The 18,932-nt window shown below is 43.3% G+C and carries 16 protein-coding genes and 1 other RNA gene; 6 read left to right on the top strand and 11 right to left on the bottom strand.

Features of this window, described 5'->3' with window-relative positions; genetic code table 11:
- Positions 1–315: 315 nt before the first annotated feature.
- Together GTW09_RS04275 and GTW09_RS04270 are read right to left on the bottom strand one after the other, a co-directional pair.
- Positions 316–3,597, bottom strand: a complete 3,282-nt coding sequence (locus GTW09_RS04275) for a TonB-dependent receptor domain-containing protein (RefSeq protein ID WP_163110357.1) — start codon at positions 3,595–3,597, stop codon at positions 316–318.
- Positions 3,598–3,921: 324 nt separating this feature from the next.
- Entirely contained in the window at positions 3,922–5,019 is a 1,098-nt protein-coding gene (locus GTW09_RS04270; protein ID WP_163110355.1) for a tryptophan 2,3-dioxygenase family protein, read from the bottom strand.
- 300 nt (positions 5,020–5,319) lie between these two features.
- Here GTW09_RS04270 and GTW09_RS04265 point away from each other — a divergent pair, with 300 nt between their 5' ends.
- On the top strand, positions 5,320–5,625 hold the full coding sequence (locus GTW09_RS04265; RefSeq protein WP_071979610.1) for a late competence development ComFB family protein: 306 nt from the start codon (positions 5,320–5,322) through the stop codon (positions 5,623–5,625).
- A 29-nt stretch (positions 5,626–5,654) separates the two neighbouring features.
- On the opposite strand, the gene ffs is transcribed toward GTW09_RS04265, so the two are convergent.
- Positions 5,655–5,751: signal recognition particle sRNA small type (gene ffs, locus GTW09_RS04260), an RNA gene on the bottom strand.
- 83 nt (positions 5,752–5,834) lie between these two features.
- Complete coding sequence (locus GTW09_RS04255) at positions 5,835–6,893, bottom strand: Glu/Leu/Phe/Val dehydrogenase (protein WP_163110353.1); 1,059 nt, start codon at positions 6,891–6,893, stop codon at positions 5,835–5,837.
- 194 nt (positions 6,894–7,087) lie between these two features.
- On the opposite strand from GTW09_RS04255, the gene GTW09_RS04250 reads away from it, so the two are divergent.
- Positions 7,088–7,555 carry an Lrp/AsnC family transcriptional regulator gene (locus GTW09_RS04250; protein WP_032094572.1) on the top strand — a complete coding sequence of 156 codons (468 nt, stop codon included), beginning with the start codon at positions 7,088–7,090 and terminating at the stop codon, positions 7,553–7,555.
- Between the two features lie 110 nt (positions 7,556–7,665).
- Here GTW09_RS04250 and maiA read toward each other — a convergent pair whose 3' ends face one another.
- The 7 genes from maiA to pspA all read right to left on the bottom strand — a co-directional run bounded on the left by maiA (position 7,666) and on the right by pspA (position 13,857).
- Complete coding sequence (gene maiA, locus GTW09_RS04245) at positions 7,666–8,319, bottom strand: maleylacetoacetate isomerase (protein WP_163110351.1); 654 nt, start codon at positions 8,317–8,319, stop codon at positions 7,666–7,668.
- Positions 8,320–8,368: 49 nt separating this feature from the next.
- Complete coding sequence (locus GTW09_RS04240; RefSeq protein WP_163110349.1) at positions 8,369–9,379, bottom strand: fumarylacetoacetate hydrolase family protein; 1,011 nt, start codon at positions 9,377–9,379, stop codon at positions 8,369–8,371.
- Positions 9,380–9,633: 254 nt separating this feature from the next.
- On the bottom strand, positions 9,634–11,190 hold the full coding sequence (gene tyrR, locus GTW09_RS04235) for a transcriptional regulator TyrR (RefSeq protein WP_163110347.1): 1,557 nt from the start codon (positions 11,188–11,190) through the stop codon (positions 9,634–9,636).
- 235 nt (positions 11,191–11,425) lie between these two features.
- Positions 11,426–12,226, bottom strand: a complete 801-nt coding sequence (gene phhA / locus GTW09_RS04230; protein ID WP_163110345.1) for a phenylalanine 4-monooxygenase — start codon at positions 12,224–12,226, stop codon at positions 11,426–11,428.
- Between the two features lie 190 nt (positions 12,227–12,416).
- Entirely contained in the window at positions 12,417–12,866 is a 450-nt protein-coding gene (gene pspC, locus GTW09_RS04225) for an envelope stress response membrane protein PspC (protein WP_163110343.1), read from the bottom strand.
- Complete coding sequence (gene pspB, locus GTW09_RS04220) at positions 12,863–13,102, bottom strand: envelope stress response membrane protein PspB (protein WP_071979617.1); 240 nt, start codon at positions 13,100–13,102, stop codon at positions 12,863–12,865. The genes pspC and pspB overlap by 4 nt, the downstream gene beginning before the upstream one ends.
- A 71-nt stretch (positions 13,103–13,173) precedes the next feature.
- Positions 13,174–13,857, bottom strand: a complete 684-nt coding sequence (pspA, locus tag GTW09_RS04215) for a phage shock protein PspA (RefSeq protein WP_071979618.1) — start codon at positions 13,855–13,857, stop codon at positions 13,174–13,176.
- 319 nt (positions 13,858–14,176) lie between these two features.
- Between pspA and pspF the strand changes: the two genes are divergently transcribed.
- Genes pspF through GTW09_RS04195 form a run of 4 tightly spaced genes read left to right on the top strand, consistent with a single transcriptional unit; the run spans position 14,177 to position 18,931 of the window.
- On the top strand, positions 14,177–15,286 hold the full coding sequence (gene pspF / locus GTW09_RS04210) for a phage shock protein operon transcriptional activator (RefSeq protein WP_163110341.1): 1,110 nt from the start codon (positions 14,177–14,179) through the stop codon (positions 15,284–15,286).
- Between the two features lie 3 nt (positions 15,287–15,289).
- The gene (locus GTW09_RS04205) at positions 15,290–17,023 is read left to right on the top strand and encodes an ABC transporter substrate-binding protein (RefSeq protein WP_163110339.1); all 1,734 of its coding nucleotides are present in this window, start codon (positions 15,290–15,292) and stop codon (positions 17,021–17,023) included.
- Positions 17,020–18,051, top strand: coding sequence for an ABC transporter permease subunit (locus tag GTW09_RS04200; protein ID WP_338024919.1), 1,032 nt, complete (start codon positions 17,020–17,022; stop codon positions 18,049–18,051). The genes GTW09_RS04205 and GTW09_RS04200 overlap by 4 nt, the downstream gene beginning before the upstream one ends.
- The gene (locus GTW09_RS04195; RefSeq protein ID WP_163110337.1) at positions 18,038–18,931 is read left to right on the top strand and encodes an ABC transporter permease subunit; all 894 of its coding nucleotides are present in this window, start codon (positions 18,038–18,040) and stop codon (positions 18,929–18,931) included. Before GTW09_RS04200 ends, GTW09_RS04195 begins: the two co-directional genes overlap by 14 nt.
- Position 18,932: the final 1 nt, after the last annotated feature.

Raw genomic sequence — 18,932 nt, 5'->3', positions numbered from 1 at the left:
ATGAGTCGTTTAGAACGATTTATTATAGTTAAGGTGAAAACCTCGGTCGGGATAATACCCACAACAAGAGTGAGGGGTCAACACAGCATGCATATCGAAACAGAAGAAAAGTTCAATTTTTTTTCATATTTTTGCATTATTTGTACAAATTTAAATACGTGGTTTACAAAAACTCATAGCATTTAACATCTTACGCAATTTATTAAATTTTTTCGCAAAAGTGAAAAAATAAAAAGCCGCCCTTCGAAAAAGAGCGGCTTTGTTTACTTTTCATACTCCGCAATATGTTTATTGAAGAGTACTAAGCTTTTTTACTTAAAACTTATGGTTAACACGTAGGCTGAATCGACGGCCTAAACGTTCGTCTAAACCGAACTGATTGAATCCGAACGACGTTGCACTAAGGTCGTCAGCAGTTCTGTCTAGTAAATTCTGTATGTTTAACTGAATTGTAGTAGACGTACCTGCTGTGTATCCGATGCTCAAGTCGTGTAGGAAACGTGACGAGTTCTCGTTAGTGAAGTTACCAGTTAGTGAACCATCTTCTTGACGCTCATAGTTGTATGAATACAACTGCTGCTCTAGCGCGTCAATAAGTGTTTCATTCTGCCAGCGAACACGGTGACTCACGAACCAATCTTCATAGAACCAGTTGATGTCGAACGTACCAGTCCACTTAGGATCTGCGAAATCACCCACGTCTTCTTGAACTTCTGACGTCGCTGTCGCTTGGTTCTCATTAGTGATGTTATGTTGAGTCGCAGACTGGAATCTTAACTGACCGTATTCACCTAAATCATAGCTATAGAAAATAGACAATGAAACAGCTTCAAATGTTGCTAACGCAACGTTTGCAGGACGGTTACCAGCACGAATAACTTGGAAATCATCACCACGAGTAAAGGTGTCACACGCCGGCTCATTAGGGAAATCTGGCGAGTCGTAACAGTTAGCCGCTAGTGTTTCAAACGTTACGTCGTTAATAGCACCTTCAATTTCAAGGTTATAATAATCTAAACCAATTTGAAGATTTTCAACATACTCAGGTGTCCAAGCTAGGCCATAAGTGTATGACGTACTGGTTTCAGCGCCAAGCTCTGGGTTACCAGACACGTAACCTGTTGAAATTGTTCCATCTGAAATGCTTGATGTGAAGGTGTCAGTATCGATACCTAATGATTCACAGTTTGCTTTACGTGCAGAAGGGTTAGGACCTAAGCCAACATAACGCGCATCACAAGGATCGTCACCAGAGATAAACGCTTGTTGTAAAGGCTGGAACAACTCGTTGATAGACGGGTTACGGAATGCAGTTGCATATGTGGCTCGTAATGATACTTCGTCATTAACCAACCACTTCAAGCTCGCTTGTACAACGTCTTCTTCGGTTGTACGGTCTTGGAAACCAGCTGGCGCACTTGTGTTGAACTCTTGATTACGATACGCGCCGCTTAGCTCAAAGTATTGAACAAACGGAATATCCATATCAGATGAGATAACAGGTGCTACGAATTCTACATACCACTCGTTAGTGTCGTAGCCGCCGTTTACAGGACGGTCGATAGCACTACGTGTGATAGGTACTCTTCCGCCAACTGCTGGCTCGTATTCACTTTTCTCAATACGACGCTCAACACCAACTACGAAGTCAAGAGGACCAGCAGGTAGTTCAAACGCTGTACCACCTAAGTTGGCAGTATAAACAGTTTGCATGTTACTCGCTTGAGACATTTGCGAACCGCCGGTAATGAAGTCAAGCGACTCAGGTGATGCCTGAGAGCCAAACAGGTTTAGAGGTTGACAACCATCTAGGAACGGTAAATCTTCATCTGTCAAACCAGAACCTGAAGCACGTGAATTAAATCCTTCAAGTGTTCCTGCAGCTAGATCTGCATAAGCACCACAAATGATATCGCCGCGTTGGAAACCACCAGTGAAAGCGGAACGTGCATTTTGAAGCGCTAATAGTGCATCATCAAGAGTATCTAGGCCGCGTTCTTGACGGATAGTCTCTAGCATTTCGTCATCAACACTTCGTGCATCAACAGCGTTTAGGAAACGTCCATCAACGATACCCGTTGTTCTGATATTAACGTCAGAACGACCGTGTACAACAGACACATCCCAGTAAAAATCTCTGTCTAGAGCTTCGAATTCACCTTCAAAGATATTACTGATACGCCATGTGTGCGTTTCATTAGAGTTACCACCTAATGAAACCAAGTCATTGTTGAAGCGGTGTACAGAGAACTGATCGCCTTCAAGACCTGCATCTTGCATTGCAGATAACGCCTGTGGTGACAAGAATGGGTTTGATGTTGGCAATGTGATGGCAGCAGAAGTACCGCCGAAGAAACCTGTTTGGAAACCACCTTGGTTTACTAGCTCTGTGCCACTTGTGTTTGCATAAACCACATCGCTTTTGAAGCGCAGGTTATCAAGTAAGTCATAGTTAAATGACGCGTATAAGTTGTGACGGCTAGTGGGCGAGCGAATTTGGCTTACGCTGTCGAAGAAATCGATGCTACAAATATTTCCACGGCCATCGTCATAGGTTTCAAGCAACGCACGGCCCGAAGGAAGACGAGGTCCGGCGTTACACTGCTGAATTTGTCCGTCTTGAGTAAACTCATAGAAATTGCCATCTGGCCAAGCACCACTACCCACACTAGGCGCAAAACCAGCAAAGGCCGGTGTAACAGCACCGAAATCTGTGAACAGCTGAAGGTTTACTTCATCATAGAACAAAGAAACAGACTGTAGATCGGCATCATCAATTACACCGTCGCCATTAACGTCGTCAATTGCACCGTCTCCGTTGCGGTCTAAAAATTCATTTGTAGTACCGCCAGAACCTGGGTTGTTGTTACAAAGGAAATCTTGCTCACACTCTAGAAGACCATCGGTACGCGTATACTCGGCACCAAACGTGATGTTACCACGTCCATCGTCGAAGTTTCCGCCGCCAACCATACTAAACTGGAACTCTCTTGCGTTACCCGCATCGTTGTCACCATATTGAGCGGTGACTTCGAAACCTTCGTAATCGTCTTTGAGAATTACGTTAACAGTACCACCGATAGCATCCGCACCGTAAGTTGCAGCACCGGTTAGTGGAACAACTTCAATGCGGTCGATAAGGGCAACAGGAATAGTGTTGATATCTACCTGACCACCGCCAATTGAAGCAGATTGAGAACTAACCATACGACGGCCGTTCACTAACGTTAGCGTACGCTGTGTACCTAAGTCGAAGATGTTAGCCTGGTTTTGACCAGCGTTTGCCGCGGCCTGATCGCCTTCTGGAGTCAATGAACCACCAAAAAGTGGAGATTGGTTTAAAAGATCAGCAGCGTTTGTAAAACCTCGCACCTGTATATCTTCATTACCAAAAGAGAAAATTGGAGCGCTTTCACTCACTTCAACGCGGCGAAGACGAGAACCCGTAACCGTGATTTTTTCAACCGCTTCTTCAGCAGTTGCGTCGTCGTTAGTGACTTCTTGTGCCAATGCAAGATTACTTGCTGATACTGCGAGTGCAGAACCAAATACGCAAGCTAATTTGACTGACGTAGCCAACTTAGAATTTTTAAACATGTAAGTCTCCCTGGACCTAGTATTTTTATTTGTGTGTTGTTTTTCGCTTTTGCGAATATTTTTGTTAAGGCTTGCGCCCTTTCCCTACTTAATACAAAAAATGTCAGGGGGTCAATACGCAGTGGTACAAGTGTATGCTGAAAAGTTCAATTTTTTTTTGAAAAAAGTCACGAATTGTAAAGCCTTGCGTACAAAACACTTTTTTATTACATTTTTCTTAATGTATGGTTGCTTTTTATACTAAAGTATAAAAAGTAGCCATAAAGCAGCGTTATCGAAAACGAGAAAAAGCTTTTTACAGTCAAAAAAGTCGACGCTTGAGTCTTAGCTTATCGAATTTAAGTAAAATCCAAGCTTTCGTTTTATGGCATTCGGTAACTCAGGCAAGGCCGATTTTGGCAACAAAAAAGTAGCCATGTTGAAAAAATCGAGAAATATACGATTAGACTCAGTAGTGCGTTTTAAATAGTGATGACCAGAAGACCCACCGGTACCAATTTTGGTTCCTAACATTCGTTGTACCATCATGGCGTGCCGATAACGCCAGATGGTTAGCTGTTCATCAATTTCAGTTAATGCTGTAATAAGTTGAAAAGGTAGATTGAATACTGGCTCTTCAGAATACTGCTTTATAAATAAGGCTGACAATAAGGCTTCGTGGCTAAGCCTAAATTTGTCTTCTTTGCGCAGCTTTTCGAACTTTTCATGGTCGAACAGTGCATCAAAGTTTTCTTTGGTAGACTGCCAATCTTTCAGCTCTTGACGCTTATCTGCAGTTGAGAGAGTGTCGTTTGTAGATATTGTGTCGTGGTCATCGGTAAGCATTTCTGCGGTGGCTTTTTTATAATACTCCCAAAAGTCGAAATCATCGGTTTTTAGTAATGGCATTCTTGATAGCCATTTATCGACCAAATCGAATAGGCTAGGCTTTTTCTCTAAGCCTTCAAGCAATGCTCTGTCGTCATCTGTTAGGCGACTATAAAAACTCTGCTTATCAAAATCGACGCGAAACTCTCGCTTTAACCCAAGCGAAATTTCCAACCGCTTGAATTGAATGCTTTGGAAACCAGAGGCAGGCACCAAATAATCTCTAAATGAAAGAAACTGCTGTGGCGTCATGGTTTCCATTACCGCAATTTGATCATTCATTAATCGCTGAATGGTAATCACTCGCTGCAGGCGATACACAACCTGAGTGAGCTGCTGGTCTTTCACTACCTCTTGGTTGAACGTATCAATTGTGGCGTTTAGTTCGTGTAGAATTTGTTTAAACCACAACTCATAAACTTGATGCACAATAATAAATAGCATTTCCTCGTGCGCTGCATCTGAATACTTTTCACTTTGTAGTTTTTGTGCGCCGAGGATTTTGTCTAACTGTAAGTAGTCACCGTAATAGCAGGGCTCTATATTCTTTTTCATAATGTTTGTCTCTGTCTGGGTACTGATATACGCGAAGCCGTTTTATCTAAACCTTGCCACTTATTTTCGCTTTTCTTTCTATTAAATTTTCCCTTTATTTATTTTTCATTGTGGCGTATTCGACTTATATAGAATACAAGCTATACCTTAATAGTGACAGGGCACTGTGTATTGAGTAACGTAAACGACTGTAGAAAAAAGTGTGCAATTTGAGCGATATGCATACATTTAAGCGCGCTATCAAATTTTTTGCTGAACCGCAGCGAGTGGCGGTTACCCAACGGATGAGAGGTAAATTTAATGAAACTTGATGATGATATTCATAACTATTACGAACATTTGGTTTTGGAGCGAATAGCAAAGTTAGGATTGGATAAATCAAAGTCGGCAGACTATCTTGCAGACTTGTGCTGTTTGGCACTGAATCAAGTGCCACCCCGCTATATTAGGTTTGAAGTAGACATGGCATTTTACCTGCCTCAGAGCGAACGGAAACAAATGGAAATGAACGTGGAGTATGCCATAAGCAAAGCGCTGCGGTTTTTGAATGATGCCGAACATGACGCTGAAAGAAGCGAGTCACAAAAAGAAGAACAAGCAGACTAGTTGTAATTATGTGAGGAGTTTGGGTGGCAGGCCTCCAGCCACATCCCGGCACATGAGTCGTCTGCTGCGGCTGCTCCCTTCCAGGCCTGACCGAGTTCACAGAGTATCATTGCGGGAGGACCAAAAGCCCACCATAGAAAACTGCAATTAGCGAGTCGCTTGCGCCCTCCTAATTGCGGGGCGCATTATGACTATTTGAATGCTAAGTTTCAAGCCTTATTAGAAAATCTCTCTTCCGCTATTACATTTGCAATGCGGTTGGTGGCTGTATTTTCTTTTTTGGCGCGAACATATATTTCTTTAAGCGTGTCGCCAATTTGTTCAATGTGTGCACGCAATGCTTCATTCGAGCTAGATTCCATGCGCTGATGGAAAATATCAATAACGCCACCAGCGTTAATAACATAATCAGGCGCATACAGAATGCCTCGCTGGCTTAGCAGCTCACCCATCTCTTCTCTGGCTAGCTGATTATTTGCCGCGCCTGCAATGACTTTCGCTTTGATATCTGGCAACGTCTGGTCGTTTATCGCCGCCCCTAATGCGCAAGGTGCAAGTACATCTACATCAAGGCTTAGTATGTCTTCTGGGGCAACTACTGTAGCACCTAGCTCTTTTTCGGCTTTTTCTAGACCTTCAGGGAAGATGTCAGCAACGTAAAGTTTCGCGCCTTCCTCGTAAAGGTGCTTGGCTAGTCTGTAGCCAACGTGTCCCATTCCTTGAATAGCAACAGATACACCATCTAAGCTGCGCTTTAAACCGAACTCTACTGACGCTTTAAGCCCAACAAAAACGCCGTATGCCGTCGATGGTGCTGGATTGCCATTCGCCTCTTCTCCAGCGTAGTGATACTTTGCGCTAACACCAGCGATATAGTCAGATTCTTCTGCCATGATTTGCAAATCGGTTACCGCAATACCCGAGTCTTCCGCAGTAAAGTATTTGCCGCCTAACGAATCAACAAACTTACCCATTGCTCGCATCATTTCAGGTGTTTTGGCTTTTCTAGGGTCGCCAATAATAACTGACTTACCCCCCCCGAGTTCAAGATTTGCCAGTGCTGCCTTGTATGTCATGCCCTTTGATAATCGCAACACATCAGTCAGCGCTTCGCTACTATTTACATACGGCCACATACGGCACCCGCCAAGCGCTGGTCCAAGGTTAGTATTATGAATAGCAATTATTGCACTAAGCCCCGCTTTCTCATCGTGATAGAAAGCCACGTGCTCATGATTATCGAATTCTGAGTGATCGAAGACTGACATACATTCCCTATTTTTTATTTGCCGATTATTCGCTCTAGTCTAGCCGAAGACTCTGAGGACAAGCGTTGCGAGTTTCTTACATGGTTTTTGTAAACCGAAAGACAAAGGAAATGAATACTATTTTACTAGGACAGCTATCCTATAATTTTTTTTACTATATAATAGCTATCATAAGAATGATGGAAATAGCTGTTATGAAATTAGATAAGTTTGACCGTGAAATTTTGCGCGTCCTACAACAAGATGCCACAGTTTCTATGGCTGATTTAAGTCAACAAGTAGGACTTTCTCACACACCATGTTGGCGCCGCGTAAAACGGATGGAAGCCGACGGTATCATCTTAGGTAAAGTCACCTTACTCAACAGTAAAAAGTTAAATTTAGGCGTGTCGGTTTTTATCTACGTCACACTAAAGAATCACGATGGCGACTCGCTGACAGACTTTGAAACTGCGGTACAAAACATCGACGAAATTGTCGAATGCCATACGACCAGCGGAGAGAAAGATTATTTGCTGAAAGTCATTGTTGAGAGCATTGAAGAGTATGAATTTTTACTAAAAACCAAATTGACTCACTTACCTTTGGTTGATCATTTAAGCTCCACGTTCGCGCTTAAACAGGTGAAGAACACGACAGAACTGCCGATTAAGCGTCAGTAGATATACAAATAAAGAAGGGGCCACATAATCGTAGGCCCCTTAAAATTGAATGTCGTTTCGACTATTTGCTTTAAAACAAGCTTCTTTTTACTTCACTTCGACAACAACGTTCACGTAGCATCCACTTGGTTTTCTGGTTTTGCCTTTTCAAACGCATCTAATTCGTTGCAATTATCTGCAATTTTGCTGATAAGCGGATAGTGGTTCATATCAACATTAAAGCGCTTTGCATTGTAAACTTGCGGCACCAGGCAAATATCAGCCATAGTAACGTTGAAATCGAAGCAGTACTTCCCTGCTTGGGTTTGAAGTCGCTTTTCAATAGCATCAAAGCCTAATGTAATCCAGTGGGCCGCCCACGTTGCCACATCGTCTTGGCTTGCATCAAAGCTTCCTTTAAGTGCGTTTAATACACGTAAATTACCTACAGGCTGGATGTCGCAGGCAATATCTTGCGCGAGGGCCCGTACCCGAGCTCGCTCATTTTTGTGCTCTGGTATGAGTTGATGCTCGCTGTCAAACCGCTCGTCTAAATACTCAACGATAGAAAGCGATTGGTTTAAAATGATATCTTCGTCTTCATCGACCAGTGTAGGCACAAGTTCAGCAGGGTTTAGGCGCGCATAATCCATACTGTGCTGCTCACCGCCGTTAGCCACTAAATGAACCGGCACGTATTCGTATTCTACGCCTTTCAAATTAAGTGCGATTCGAACTCTATACGTTGCCGTAGAGCGCCAATAGCCATACAGTTTAATACTCATCTCACTGTTGCTCCCATACATTAAACAGGGTTGAAAATAGCATTAAATTTTAGCGCAACGGCTTAACTTGCTGTTCGATAGCACCAAAAATGCTAACGCCATCTTTGTCGAGCATTTCCATGCGAATACGGTCGCCAAACTGCATAAATGGGGTTGACGGTTTGCCGTCTCGAATTGTCTCAATCATTCTCACCTCAGCAATGCAGGAATAACCTACGCCGCCCTCCGAGATAGCTGAACCATGTTCTGTTCCCTGTTTGTTCGACACCGTACCTGAACCGATAATTGCACCGGCACCTAAATTGCGACTTTTAGCTGCATGGGAAACGAGCTGACCGAAGTTAAACGTCATGTCTTGGCCAGCTTCAGGCTTGCCAAACAACTCGCCGTTATAAATAGAACGCAGCGGTAAATGCACTTTACTGTCTTGCCAGGCATCACCTAATTCATCTGGTGTCACGGCTACCGGGGAGAAGCTAGAAGCAGGTTTAGATTGAAAAAAGCCAAATCCTTTCGCTAACTCGCCTGGAATAAGTCCACGAAGAGACACGTCGTTTACTAACATGATTAAACGGATGCGCTCGGCGCCCTGCTCAGGTGTGCACGCCATTGGTACATCATCAGTAACAACGGCCACCTCACCTTCAAAGTCGATTCCCCACTCGTCACTGGGCAAAATGATATCGTCATTAGGGCCAATGAAGTCATCTGAACCGCCTTGATACATCAGTGGATCGGTCCAAAAGCTTTCTGGCATTTCAGCACCGCGAGCTTTTCTCACCAATTCAACATGATTAACATAGGCGCTGCCGTCTGCCCATTGGTATGCTCTGGGTAGTGGAGACTCACATCGGCTCGTGTCGAAAGAAACACTATCGCCAACATTGTCGTTTAATTGCTCGTAGCGGCTTTGCAGTTGCGGAGCAACCTCTTGCCAATTATCGAGTGCATGTTGCATTGTAGGTGCAATGTCGCTAACTTCGCAGGCCCTTGCTAAATCTCGTGATACCAACATCAAGATTCCATCTCGGCTTTCGTTTTTATACGTTGCAAATTTCATTATTTTTCCTCGATAAACAATTGGTATTTTAACAATAGTTACATTTATGCCATTACATGCGGGTGAAAGAGAAGTAAGTAGAGGCACAAGTTTATCGTGGGTGTAAGAAAGGGTGTACGCGTAGATTATGAAAATGGCAGGTAAACACCTAAGCTAGCTTGCCGTAGACGTGTTGTAAACCAAACACAACACGTCTATATCGGCAATAATCACTTAGCTAAAAAGAACAAATTAACAGCGTATTAAAGTGAAGCCTAGAGTTTTACCGTCGCTTTATTTATGCCGTATTCTCGTAACTTGTTTGCTATCGCCGTGTGACTTAACCCCAGCTTTTTTGCCAGTTGGCGAGTACTTGGGTAAAAAGGGTAAAGACGCTTGAGGAGGTCTTTTTCAAATTTTTTCACCTCTTCGTCAAGTGTCCCTTCAAAGTTCTCATCAATATACGTAACACTAGGAGCACAACTAGGCAGCTGAATATCTTCTTTGGTAATTTCTTTCCCATCAAGAAGCGACAGAGCGCGATAAAGCGCATTTTGTAGCTGCCTTACATTTCCAGGCCATGGATATTGCTGTAAGAAGTCGACACAAGACTTACTTAATTTCGCAGGTCTGCGCCCTAGCTTGGTACTGTGCTGCAAAATAAATGACTCGGCTAACGGCACAATATCCTGCCTTCTATCTTTCAGCGACGGCATAACAAGGCTTAACACGTTAAGGCGATAGTAAAGCTCTTTTCTAAATCGCCCCTCTTCTACTAGCTGACCTAAATCTCGACAGGTTGTGCAAATAAAACGTACGTCCACAGAAACCGGCTGTGCATCCCCTACTCTTCTGAACTCGCCGTCTTCTAGCACCCTAAGTAATTTAGCTTGAAGCTGGGAAGACATGTCTGCAATTTCGTCTAGTAGTAGTGTTCCCCCCTTGGCCTGCTCAAGCAGACCCACTTTGCCGCTTGACTGATTGTAAGTGCCAGCGGCACATCCAAATAGTTCGGTTTCCGCCACGCTGTCTGGTAAAGACGCACAGTTTAGAGCAAGGAAAGCGCCTTCACTGCGCCGACTCGACTGATGGCAAGCCCGCGCTATCATCTCTTTACCTGTACCGGTTTCACCAAAAATCAAAATGGGCGCGTCTAAATCAGCCACGCGTTTTGCTTCATGAACAGCGCGTTTCATAAAAGATGACTGAGTGACAAACCTGTCAAAACTGTCTGTGGGAGACTGGTGAAAAGCAGTAAACTGCTGGCCTAGCCGCATTTCAGATTTCAAAATAACCACGGCTCCCGCCATGATACTTTTCTGCTCACCATCAGCTACAGTAATGGGCAACATATCTGCAAGGTAATCTTGTTGAATAAATTTTACTTTTGACGATTGCGGGCCGGGCGCTTTACCGTCCATCCACTTCGTAAAGTTAAAACCTTTGACAACTTCACTTATCTCCATGCCGATTATTGTTTCTGAGGGAAGCTCTAATCCTGCACTCACCGCTTCGTTGCAAAGAAGAATACGGCCTTTTGCATCTACAGAAAATACTGGGTCTGGCAATGTGCGGAGTATGGCCGACAGTTGATTTTTTTCACGCTCGCCGGGCATAAATAACGTGGTTTTGACATCGTCGATACCGTCAATTCTACGAATTTGGGGCATGAGATGTTGAAAATCTTCAAATTCAATGTTTGGGAAATTAAGAAAGATTTTTCCTACCGGATCTATTTCGATTCCGCGTAAGTCTATTTCTTTGTTTACGAGGATATCCAGTACGTCTTGAGCAATACCAAGACGGTCCTGACAGCTGATTTCTAGTCGCATAGGGTAAATTATTTATTTGTAAAGATATATGTACAGGATATCATACTTTTACAAAAAGATAACAAGATAATTGTTACTAAAAATTAAAAAACGGGACAGTAGGAAAAATATTACCACCAAAAAAGGGAGACATATTCTGTCTCCCTTTCTTTAATAAGTTTGAAGCGATTTAGACACTTTCGGTTAATATACAGCCAAGACTATTAATGTTTTGGGCAGTTTCTAACACCTAACATTAACCTGCTTTTTTCTCTTTCGGCTCGAACAAGGGTTCGAACAAACCTAGCGATTTAGCTTTAGCAACAAGCGCCATAATGTCCATCTCTGCCAGTTCAAAAAGATGATCAAATTCTGGGAGTATATAATACAGGGGCTGCATGATATCTATTCGATAAGGCGTTCTTAGCGCATCCAGAGCCGATAGAGGCTTTCTCACAGGCACATCACTATCTAGCGCATAAATGGTCTCACCTGGGGACGACAATATACCGCCACCATAAATTTTTAACTCGTCCTTTGCTTTCACTAGACCAAACTCGACGGTAAACCAGTACAGGCGTGCAAGATAAATCCTGTCTTCCTTGCTCGCAGCAAGGCCAAGCTTTCCGTAGGTATGGGTAAAGTGCGCAAAAGCAGGGTTAGTCAATAATGGACAATGACCAAAAACCTCATGGAAAATATCGGGCTCTTGAAGATAATCAAACTCTTCTCTTGAGCGGATAAAGGTAGCTACTGGAAATTGCTTGTTCGCCAATAGGCGGAAAAATTCTCCAAATGGAATTAACGCGGGCACTTCAGCAGTTTGCCATCCGGTTTTCTCTTTGAGCACTTTGTTGATATCCGGCAATTGAGGAATGCTATTCTCACTCAAATTCAGCAGGTTCAAACCGTCTATATATTCATCGCACGCTCGCTCTTTCACTAACGGAATTTGCCGTGCGTAAAGCTCAGACCATATCTGATTTTCTTCTTGCGACCAGGCTATATGACCTTTTTCGTCAGATTCTCGCGATGCATATTGCGTTGTTTTTGGCATAACTTCTAAACCAATAAATTGCTGATTAACTTGATGGTTAGTCTAACCAAAAAGAACCTTCCGAAAAGCATTCCACTATATTGAGCTGCTCGAAACACTGTAACAATGTTTTTACATGAAGCCATAAAGCGCTGATTAAAAACAAAAAAACCACCTACATGAGGTGGCTTCTTGTTACTATGAGCTAAAGTTACAGCCTGCTAATTTCTCTGTTTAACTGGTATTCTTTTGAGGTGACATAAGTTTCTATTTTACGTAACCGAACTTCGGTTTTTTCAAAACGTTTTTTTATGTCATGAAATGCTTGCCTCGGCGGCTCACCGGCTTGCCAAACCTTGGTTTTCACTTCCACTTTTGAATCTCTTGTCTGGCTGCTGGCAGGATTTACCCAGCCCTTGCCCTTTGAAAACTCCTGTGGGGCGGCTTTGCTGCCCTCTAGGTGTTTAGGTTTTTTATCCAAGATAAACCAAGCGGCTATGTACGCAACAAAGATGAACGGACCGGCTAATAAAAAGAAACCGGTGACAACGAGGATCCTTACAAGCCATGTTTCTAATCCAAAGTATTCAGCAATACCTGAGCATACTCCGGCTATTTTTGCGGTGTCTGAATTGCGATAGAGCTGCTTTCCATTTCTCATGCTCTATTCCTCCACTCTGGAGCCTCACTATCGAGAATAGATTCAAGAGTCTCGATACGTTCACTCATTTTCTCAGCTTTGTCAGCCAGCGCACTTAACTCTGCATACTCTTCAGAACTTAGGCCCTGATTCACTTGTTTTTTACTTCGATAGTGCAAAATTAACCAAATTGGGGCGACAAAAATAGTAAACACGACTAAAGGCATTACTAATATCGCAATCATTCCTTCTTCCATCTCGAATTCTCCAACAGTCTCTGATTTACCAGCTTCGCTTAGTCGCGAAGCTGGACGCAAGTTCTTATTATTTATTCAGATTTTTCAGTATTTTTATTGGCGCTTTTCATTTTTGCTTTAAGCGCAGCAAGCTCATCATCAACCTTGTCACCAGCTTCCAGTTCAGCAAACTCATCGTTTAACGATTTTCTGCCCAAGTCATAGGCATCTACTTGCGACTCTAAATCGTCAATTTTACGCTCATACTGCTCAAAGCGCCCCATTGCGTTATCGACCTTGCTGCTATCGAGAGTTTTCTTAACCTCAAGACGCGAACTCGCTGTCTTTTGACGCATAATAATGGTTTTTTGACGGCTTTTCGCATCGGCAAGCTTTTCTTGAAGCTGACCTATCTCGTCTTGTAGCTTGCTAATTTGCGCCTCAACGTTAGCGAGTTCGTTTGATAACGTTTCTGCTGCGTCTGCAGACTTTTTCTTTTCTTGCAGCGCTGCTCTTGCTAAATCGTCTCTGTCTTTGCTTAATGCAAGCTCTGCTTTTGACTGCCAGTCTGCGGCATCGCTCTCATATTTAGAAATCTGACTAACAATCTCTTTCTTGTTTGCAAGGGTCTTTGCTGAGGCAGAGCGCACTTCAACCAGCGTGTCTTCCATTTCCTGAATGATAAGTCTTACCATCTTTTCCGGATCTTCCGCTTTGTCTAAAAGCGAATTGATATTTGAGTTCACAATGTCTGTAAAACGCGAGAAGATACCCATAATAATTACCTCTTAATAGAAATCTGGTCATCATGTAATCTTGAGAAAATATGACTGAACCTGTTTAAGTACACTATTGATACGTGAAAGTCTTAGTGGACCACTGATACTGATTATTTTGTATTGAAAACTACCCTTCTTGTGTATGTCGCTTTTCAAAATACTTGTTGGTATGTTTATTCAATATGCTTGCCAACCTTATCAAACCTGTAAGCGATTAAAATTTCAGCCTTTTTTTAATTTCAAATAATACTCGTTTATCAATTTTTTTTGTTCTACACTATTTGTTAGTCGAAATGACTAACTAATGAGAGATTTAATGAGTAGGTATCGCCAGCAAGACAATTTGCTAGGACAAGCAAATAGTTTCTTAGAAGTATTAGAGCAAATTTCACAAATTGCCCCACTAGACAAGCCGGTGTTAGTTATTGGCGAACGCGGTACAGGTAAAGAGTTAATTGCAGCACGCCTGCACTTTTTATCGAAGCGCTGGGATCAGAATTACGTAAAGCTGAATTGTGCAGCATTAAACGAAAGCTTACTAGAAAGCGAGTTATTTGGTTACGAGGCTGGAGCTTTTACGGGTGCAGCTAAGCGGCGAGAAGGTAGGTTCGAAGTTGCGCATAACGGCACACTTTTTCTTGATGAACTTGCAAACACGTCGGGGCTAATTCAAGAAAAGCTGTTGCGCGTGGTGGAATACGGTGAGTTTGAACGTGTTGGAGGGAGTAAGTCGGTAAAAACTGACGTACGCTTGATAGCTGCTACCAATGAAGATTTACCCGCCTTAGCCGATGCCGGTGAGTTTAGAGCGGACCTACTCGACCGCCTTGCTTTTGACGTTATTACCATTCCTCCTCTTCGCGAACGAAGAGAAGACATAATGATGTTAGCTGAAAACTTTGCCATCAATATGGCAAGAGAAATGGAAATGGAGCTTTTCAGTGGTTTTACTGAAAAGGCCAAGCGCACATTACTCGAATACGAATGGCCGGGTAACATTCGCGAATTAAAAAATGTAGTGGAGCGTGCTGTTTACAGAACGAATAATCCGCATCTTCCGGTACATGAGATCGTTTTAGACCCTTTCGAGTCGGCATTTAGACCAAAGGGAAGAGTTCGCACTCAGGATAGAGTAACAAGCGGTACCACCAAAGAAGCCCCTAAGCCTGAGGCAGCACCTGCTAACGTGGCAGACACGGTTCAGGAGGTTTCCTCTACCAAAAGTTCACTGCCCACAGATTACCCCATCGATCTTAAAGAACGCTCACAGCAATTTGAGATTGATATTATCAAACAAGCTCTCTCAGACAGTCAGTTTAATCAGAAAAAGACAGCAGAAAAACTGAGCCTAACGTATCATCAGCTAAGAGGTTACTTGAAAAAGTACAATCTCTTAGACTCATCTGCACAAATCAGTGAGGATTAATTGATGTTAGCCAGTATGTTAAAACGCGTTGCAGTATGTGCCTTAACGGCAGTGTGCGTGGTGTCTTGCGCAAAGCAAAACAAGCAACCCTTTTACAGCACTGGTGTGGTTTACTGCTCTGAGAGTAACCCAGTTACATTTAACCCGCAGCTTGATACATCAAGCACAACATCTGATGCGACATCGCATCAACTTTACGACAGATTACTCGACTTCGATCCAGACTCTGGCCGTATTGTTCCTAGCCTCGCTAGCAGTTGGCTGGTGTCAGACGACGGTTTAACTTATGCCTTTCAATTACGCAGAGATGTTGAGTTTCACAATACCGATTACTTCACCCCTTCTCGTAACTTTAACGCCAGCGACGTGCTCTTCAGCATTAATCGATGGCGATTGCCCACTCATCCATTTCACAACGTTTCGAATGGAAGCTATCCCTATTTTGAAAGCTTAGGATTAGCCGACAACATAGCTAATGTAGAAAGAGTAAATGGCTATCGCGTAGAAATAACGTTGAAACGCAGAGACAGTTCGTTCTTAGCTAACTTGGCTACTGATTTTTCTGTGATTTTGTCTCAGGAGTACGGCTCTCAACTTTTTAAAGAAGGCAACCCAAGCCAGATTGATCAATTGCCTGTTGGAACCGGCCCGTATAAATTCGAAAGCTTTCGAAAAGATAGCTATATCAAATACCTTCATCATGAAAATTATTGGCGCCGAGATATTAATGCTGGCGTAAATGCCCTTACTGAAAATATTGATGAAGGTATAGAAGGGAACACCGAGGACAATACTAAAGATAACAATGAGGAGCTTGGAGTAGCCAATGCCGACACTAGCGTAAAACAACTTATTTTTGATATTACGCCTCGAAGCTCTCTAAGGCTGGCAAAGCTGATGACTGGAGAGTGTGACGCTACCGCTTTTCCGGCGCAAACCGAGCTTGAAGTTATAAGAAATAGAGAAGACTTAACCCTTGCTGAAAAGCCTGGCTTGAACATTGGTTTTTGGGCTTTTAATACTCAACGGGCCCCTTTCGACAACCCAAATGTAAGACGTGCCTTAGCCATTGCAATTGACAAAAACACGCTTCTTGAAGCCGTATATTTCGACAGTGCTTCCCGAGCTAAAAGTCTTCTACCGGCGGCTAGTTGGGCGTATCAAAACGACGCTGACGATACAGCATACAACCCCGTTTTAGCGAGAAGACTGCTCGCCGAAGCGGGAATTGAGCCGGGCTTCTCAATGACAATTTGGGCAATGCCGGTAGAACGCGCATACAACCCTAACGCGATGAAAATGGCAGAACTGATTCAACGTTATCTGCGAGAAGTCGGCGTAGAAGCCAACATTGTGACTTATGATTGGAAAACGTTTAGGCGACACCTGCAGGAAGGATTGCACGATTCAGTATTAATTGGCTGGTCTGCGGATAACGGCGATCCGGATAACTTTTATCGCCCGCTACTGAGTTGTGGTGCTATCCCCTCTGGCACAAACCGAGCCATGTGGTGCGACAAAGATTATGATAGGCTAATTAATGAAGCGTTAAAAACAGAAGATCTCGACAAACGAAGAGCCATTTATCATCAAGTAAATAGACTCATGTTTGAACGCCTTCCGCTTGTTCCAATTGCACACGCTTATCGCTATCAAGCATACAGAAATGAGGTAAAAGGGATGACCATCAACCCCTTTGGTGGCGTTCGTTTTGGTGGAGTAGAAAAAGTACTGTGATTCGGATCCTAGCTCGCTACAGCATTCTTTTTGTGCTAACCCTTCTGGTGTTGGCGGTGATGTCGTTTTCGCTCGCGTATCTATTTCCCGGTGATGTACTGGCAAATCTCACTGGTATTGTGCCGGCTAACGACGAACAAAGAGCCGCTTTGGAAAAGCAATTTCGCCTAGATCGGTCTTACTTAGTTCAGTTTTTCTATTACATGGGAGACTTGTTTAGTGGCGAGTGGGGTTACAGCTTTACTTCCGGCATACCACTGCGCGAAGAAATTGGAATTGCCATGCCGGCTACTATTGAGTTAGCCACTTACTCCATGTTGATGGCACTGGTTATTGGTATTCCGCTTGGATACTATGCTGGCATGCGTTGCTACTCTTCCTCCGACTACATCATTAACACCACCAGCATTACAACTTACTCTTTTCCGGTATTTTGGTTTGCATTATTACTCATACTCGTTTTCAGTCTTCAGTTAGATAAGGCACCGCTTTCAGGCAGAATAAGCTTGTTATTTGATGTTGAGCCCGTGAGTGGGTTTATATTAATAGACATTTTACTCTCAGATTTAGAGAACAAGCGATTAGCATTTAAAGATGCTATGTCTCATCTCACACTTCCTACTATTGCCATTGGTGCTATATCTACAGCATCGATAGTGCGAATCACGAGACGCTCGGTGATTGACGCAAAAAACCAGCCTTATATCGCCGCCGCAATGTCTAGGGGATTGTCTGGGGGGCAGATTTTTTTTAGGCATATACTCAGAAACGCGCTGCTTCCCATATTGCCGCTAATGGCTATTCAAATAACCACGCTTATCACTAATACTATGATTGTGGAAACTCTTTTCTCATGGCCTGGTATTGGCAACTGGCTCATTCAGGCTATTTATCAACGGGATTATCCGGCTCTTCGCGTGGGAATGCTGGCGGTATCCTCGCTGGTGATTATGCTCACCATTACAGTTGATATGTTCAACAGACTTATAGATCCAAGCAGAGAGAAGTACGAGCATGCCGCAATTTAGTTTGTACGAAGAAGAGTTTCACCCCTCTCCTTGGCAACGTACATGGCGAGCGTTTAGAGCCAGCCACATTGCTATGGCAGGCGCTGTGCTGCTTGCCATATTTGTGATTTTTGCTATTTTCGCACCGCTTCTTACGCCATACGGTGCCAATGAACAAAACATAGACGGCCTTTTAGTACCGCCTAGTTGGATGGGTAATGGCTCCATATCTCATCTCTTCGGCACCGATTCGCTGGGAAGAGATTTATTTACTCGAGTTATTTATGGGTGTCGTATTACCTTGGGCTCCGCCTTTATTACGGTGGTAATCGCTATGCTAATTGGCGTAAGCCTTGGCGCTTTTGCAGGCATGCTTCGCGGTGTGCGTTCAAGTATTGCCAATCACTTTCCCGATGCGCTTATGGCAATTCCAACATTACTCATTGCTATTATCATCGTTGCTATATTCGGCACTGGGCTGGTCAATAGTATGTGGGCAATTACGTTGGCTCTCATTCCTCAGTTTGTTCATCATACCCGCAGCCTTGTGCGCAGTGAAATGAAAAAAGACTATATTGTGGCATCCAAGCTTGATGGTGCAAACAAGTGGCAATTGTTCACTTACTCAATATTACCCAATATGACTGAAATGCTAGTAGTTCAAGGTACTATTGCGCTATCAATAGCAGTAATCGATATAGCGGCTCTTGGCTTTTTAAATTTAGGCGCACAATCTCCGCTACCTGAATTAGGTGCCATTTTATCTGATGGTCTGGATGTAACCTACTTAGCTCCATGGAATGTTGCTCTACCCGGAATGACGATTTTTCTTCTCGTGCTTTCAATCAATGTAGTAGGCGACGGACTCCGTTCTGCCTTAAGAAAAAGGGTTAATCACTAAA

Source organism: Alteromonas hispanica, from assembly GCF_010500915.1.
GTDB classification, from domain to species: domain Bacteria; phylum Pseudomonadota; class Gammaproteobacteria; order Enterobacterales; family Alteromonadaceae; genus Alteromonas; species Alteromonas hispanica.
The sequence above is the reverse complement of the archived record's forward strand: the minus strand, read 5'-3'. Positions and strand labels throughout refer to the sequence as shown.

Excerpts from the sequence above, each read along its gene's own strand:
- tyrR (WP_163110347.1), bottom strand. The coding sequence starts at position 11,190 with ATGCGACTAGAAATCAGCTGTCAGGACCGTCTTGGTATTGCTCAAGAC.
- GTW09_RS04250 (WP_032094572.1), top strand. The coding sequence starts at position 7,088 with ATGAAATTAGATAAGTTTGACCGTGAAATTTTGCGCGTCCTACAACAA.
- maiA (WP_163110351.1), bottom strand. The coding sequence starts at position 8,319 with ATGAGTATTAAACTGTATGGCTATTGGCGCTCTACGGCAACGTATAGA.
- GTW09_RS04195 (WP_163110337.1), top strand. The coding sequence starts at position 18,038 with ATGCCGCAATTTAGTTTGTACGAAGAAGAGTTTCACCCCTCTCCTTGG.
- GTW09_RS04205 (WP_163110339.1), top strand. The coding sequence starts at position 15,290 with ATGTTAGCCAGTATGTTAAAACGCGTTGCAGTATGTGCCTTAACGGCA.
- pspC (WP_163110343.1), bottom strand. The coding sequence starts at position 12,866 with ATGAGAAATGGAAAGCAGCTCTATCGCAATTCAGACACCGCAAAAATA.
- GTW09_RS04240 (WP_163110349.1), bottom strand. The coding sequence starts at position 9,379 with ATGAAATTTGCAACGTATAAAAACGAAAGCCGAGATGGAATCTTGATG.
- GTW09_RS04255 (WP_163110353.1), bottom strand. The coding sequence starts at position 6,893 with ATGTCAGTCTTCGATCACTCAGAATTCGATAATCATGAGCACGTGGCT.
- pspF (WP_163110341.1), top strand. The coding sequence starts at position 14,177 with ATGAGTAGGTATCGCCAGCAAGACAATTTGCTAGGACAAGCAAATAGT.
- phhA (WP_163110345.1), bottom strand. The coding sequence starts at position 12,226 with ATGCCAAAAACAACGCAATATGCATCGCGAGAATCTGACGAAAAAGGT.
- GTW09_RS04270 (WP_163110355.1), bottom strand. The coding sequence starts at position 5,019 with ATGAAAAAGAATATAGAGCCCTGCTATTACGGTGACTACTTACAGTTA.
- GTW09_RS04275 (WP_163110357.1), bottom strand. The coding sequence starts at position 3,597 with ATGTTTAAAAATTCTAAGTTGGCTACGTCAGTCAAATTAGCTTGCGTA.
- pspA (WP_071979618.1), bottom strand. The coding sequence starts at position 13,857 with ATGGGTATCTTCTCGCGTTTTACAGACATTGTGAACTCAAATATCAAT.
- GTW09_RS04265 (WP_071979610.1), top strand. The coding sequence starts at position 5,320 with ATGAAACTTGATGATGATATTCATAACTATTACGAACATTTGGTTTTG.
- pspB (WP_071979617.1), bottom strand. The coding sequence starts at position 13,102 with ATGGAAGAAGGAATGATTGCGATATTAGTAATGCCTTTAGTCGTGTTT.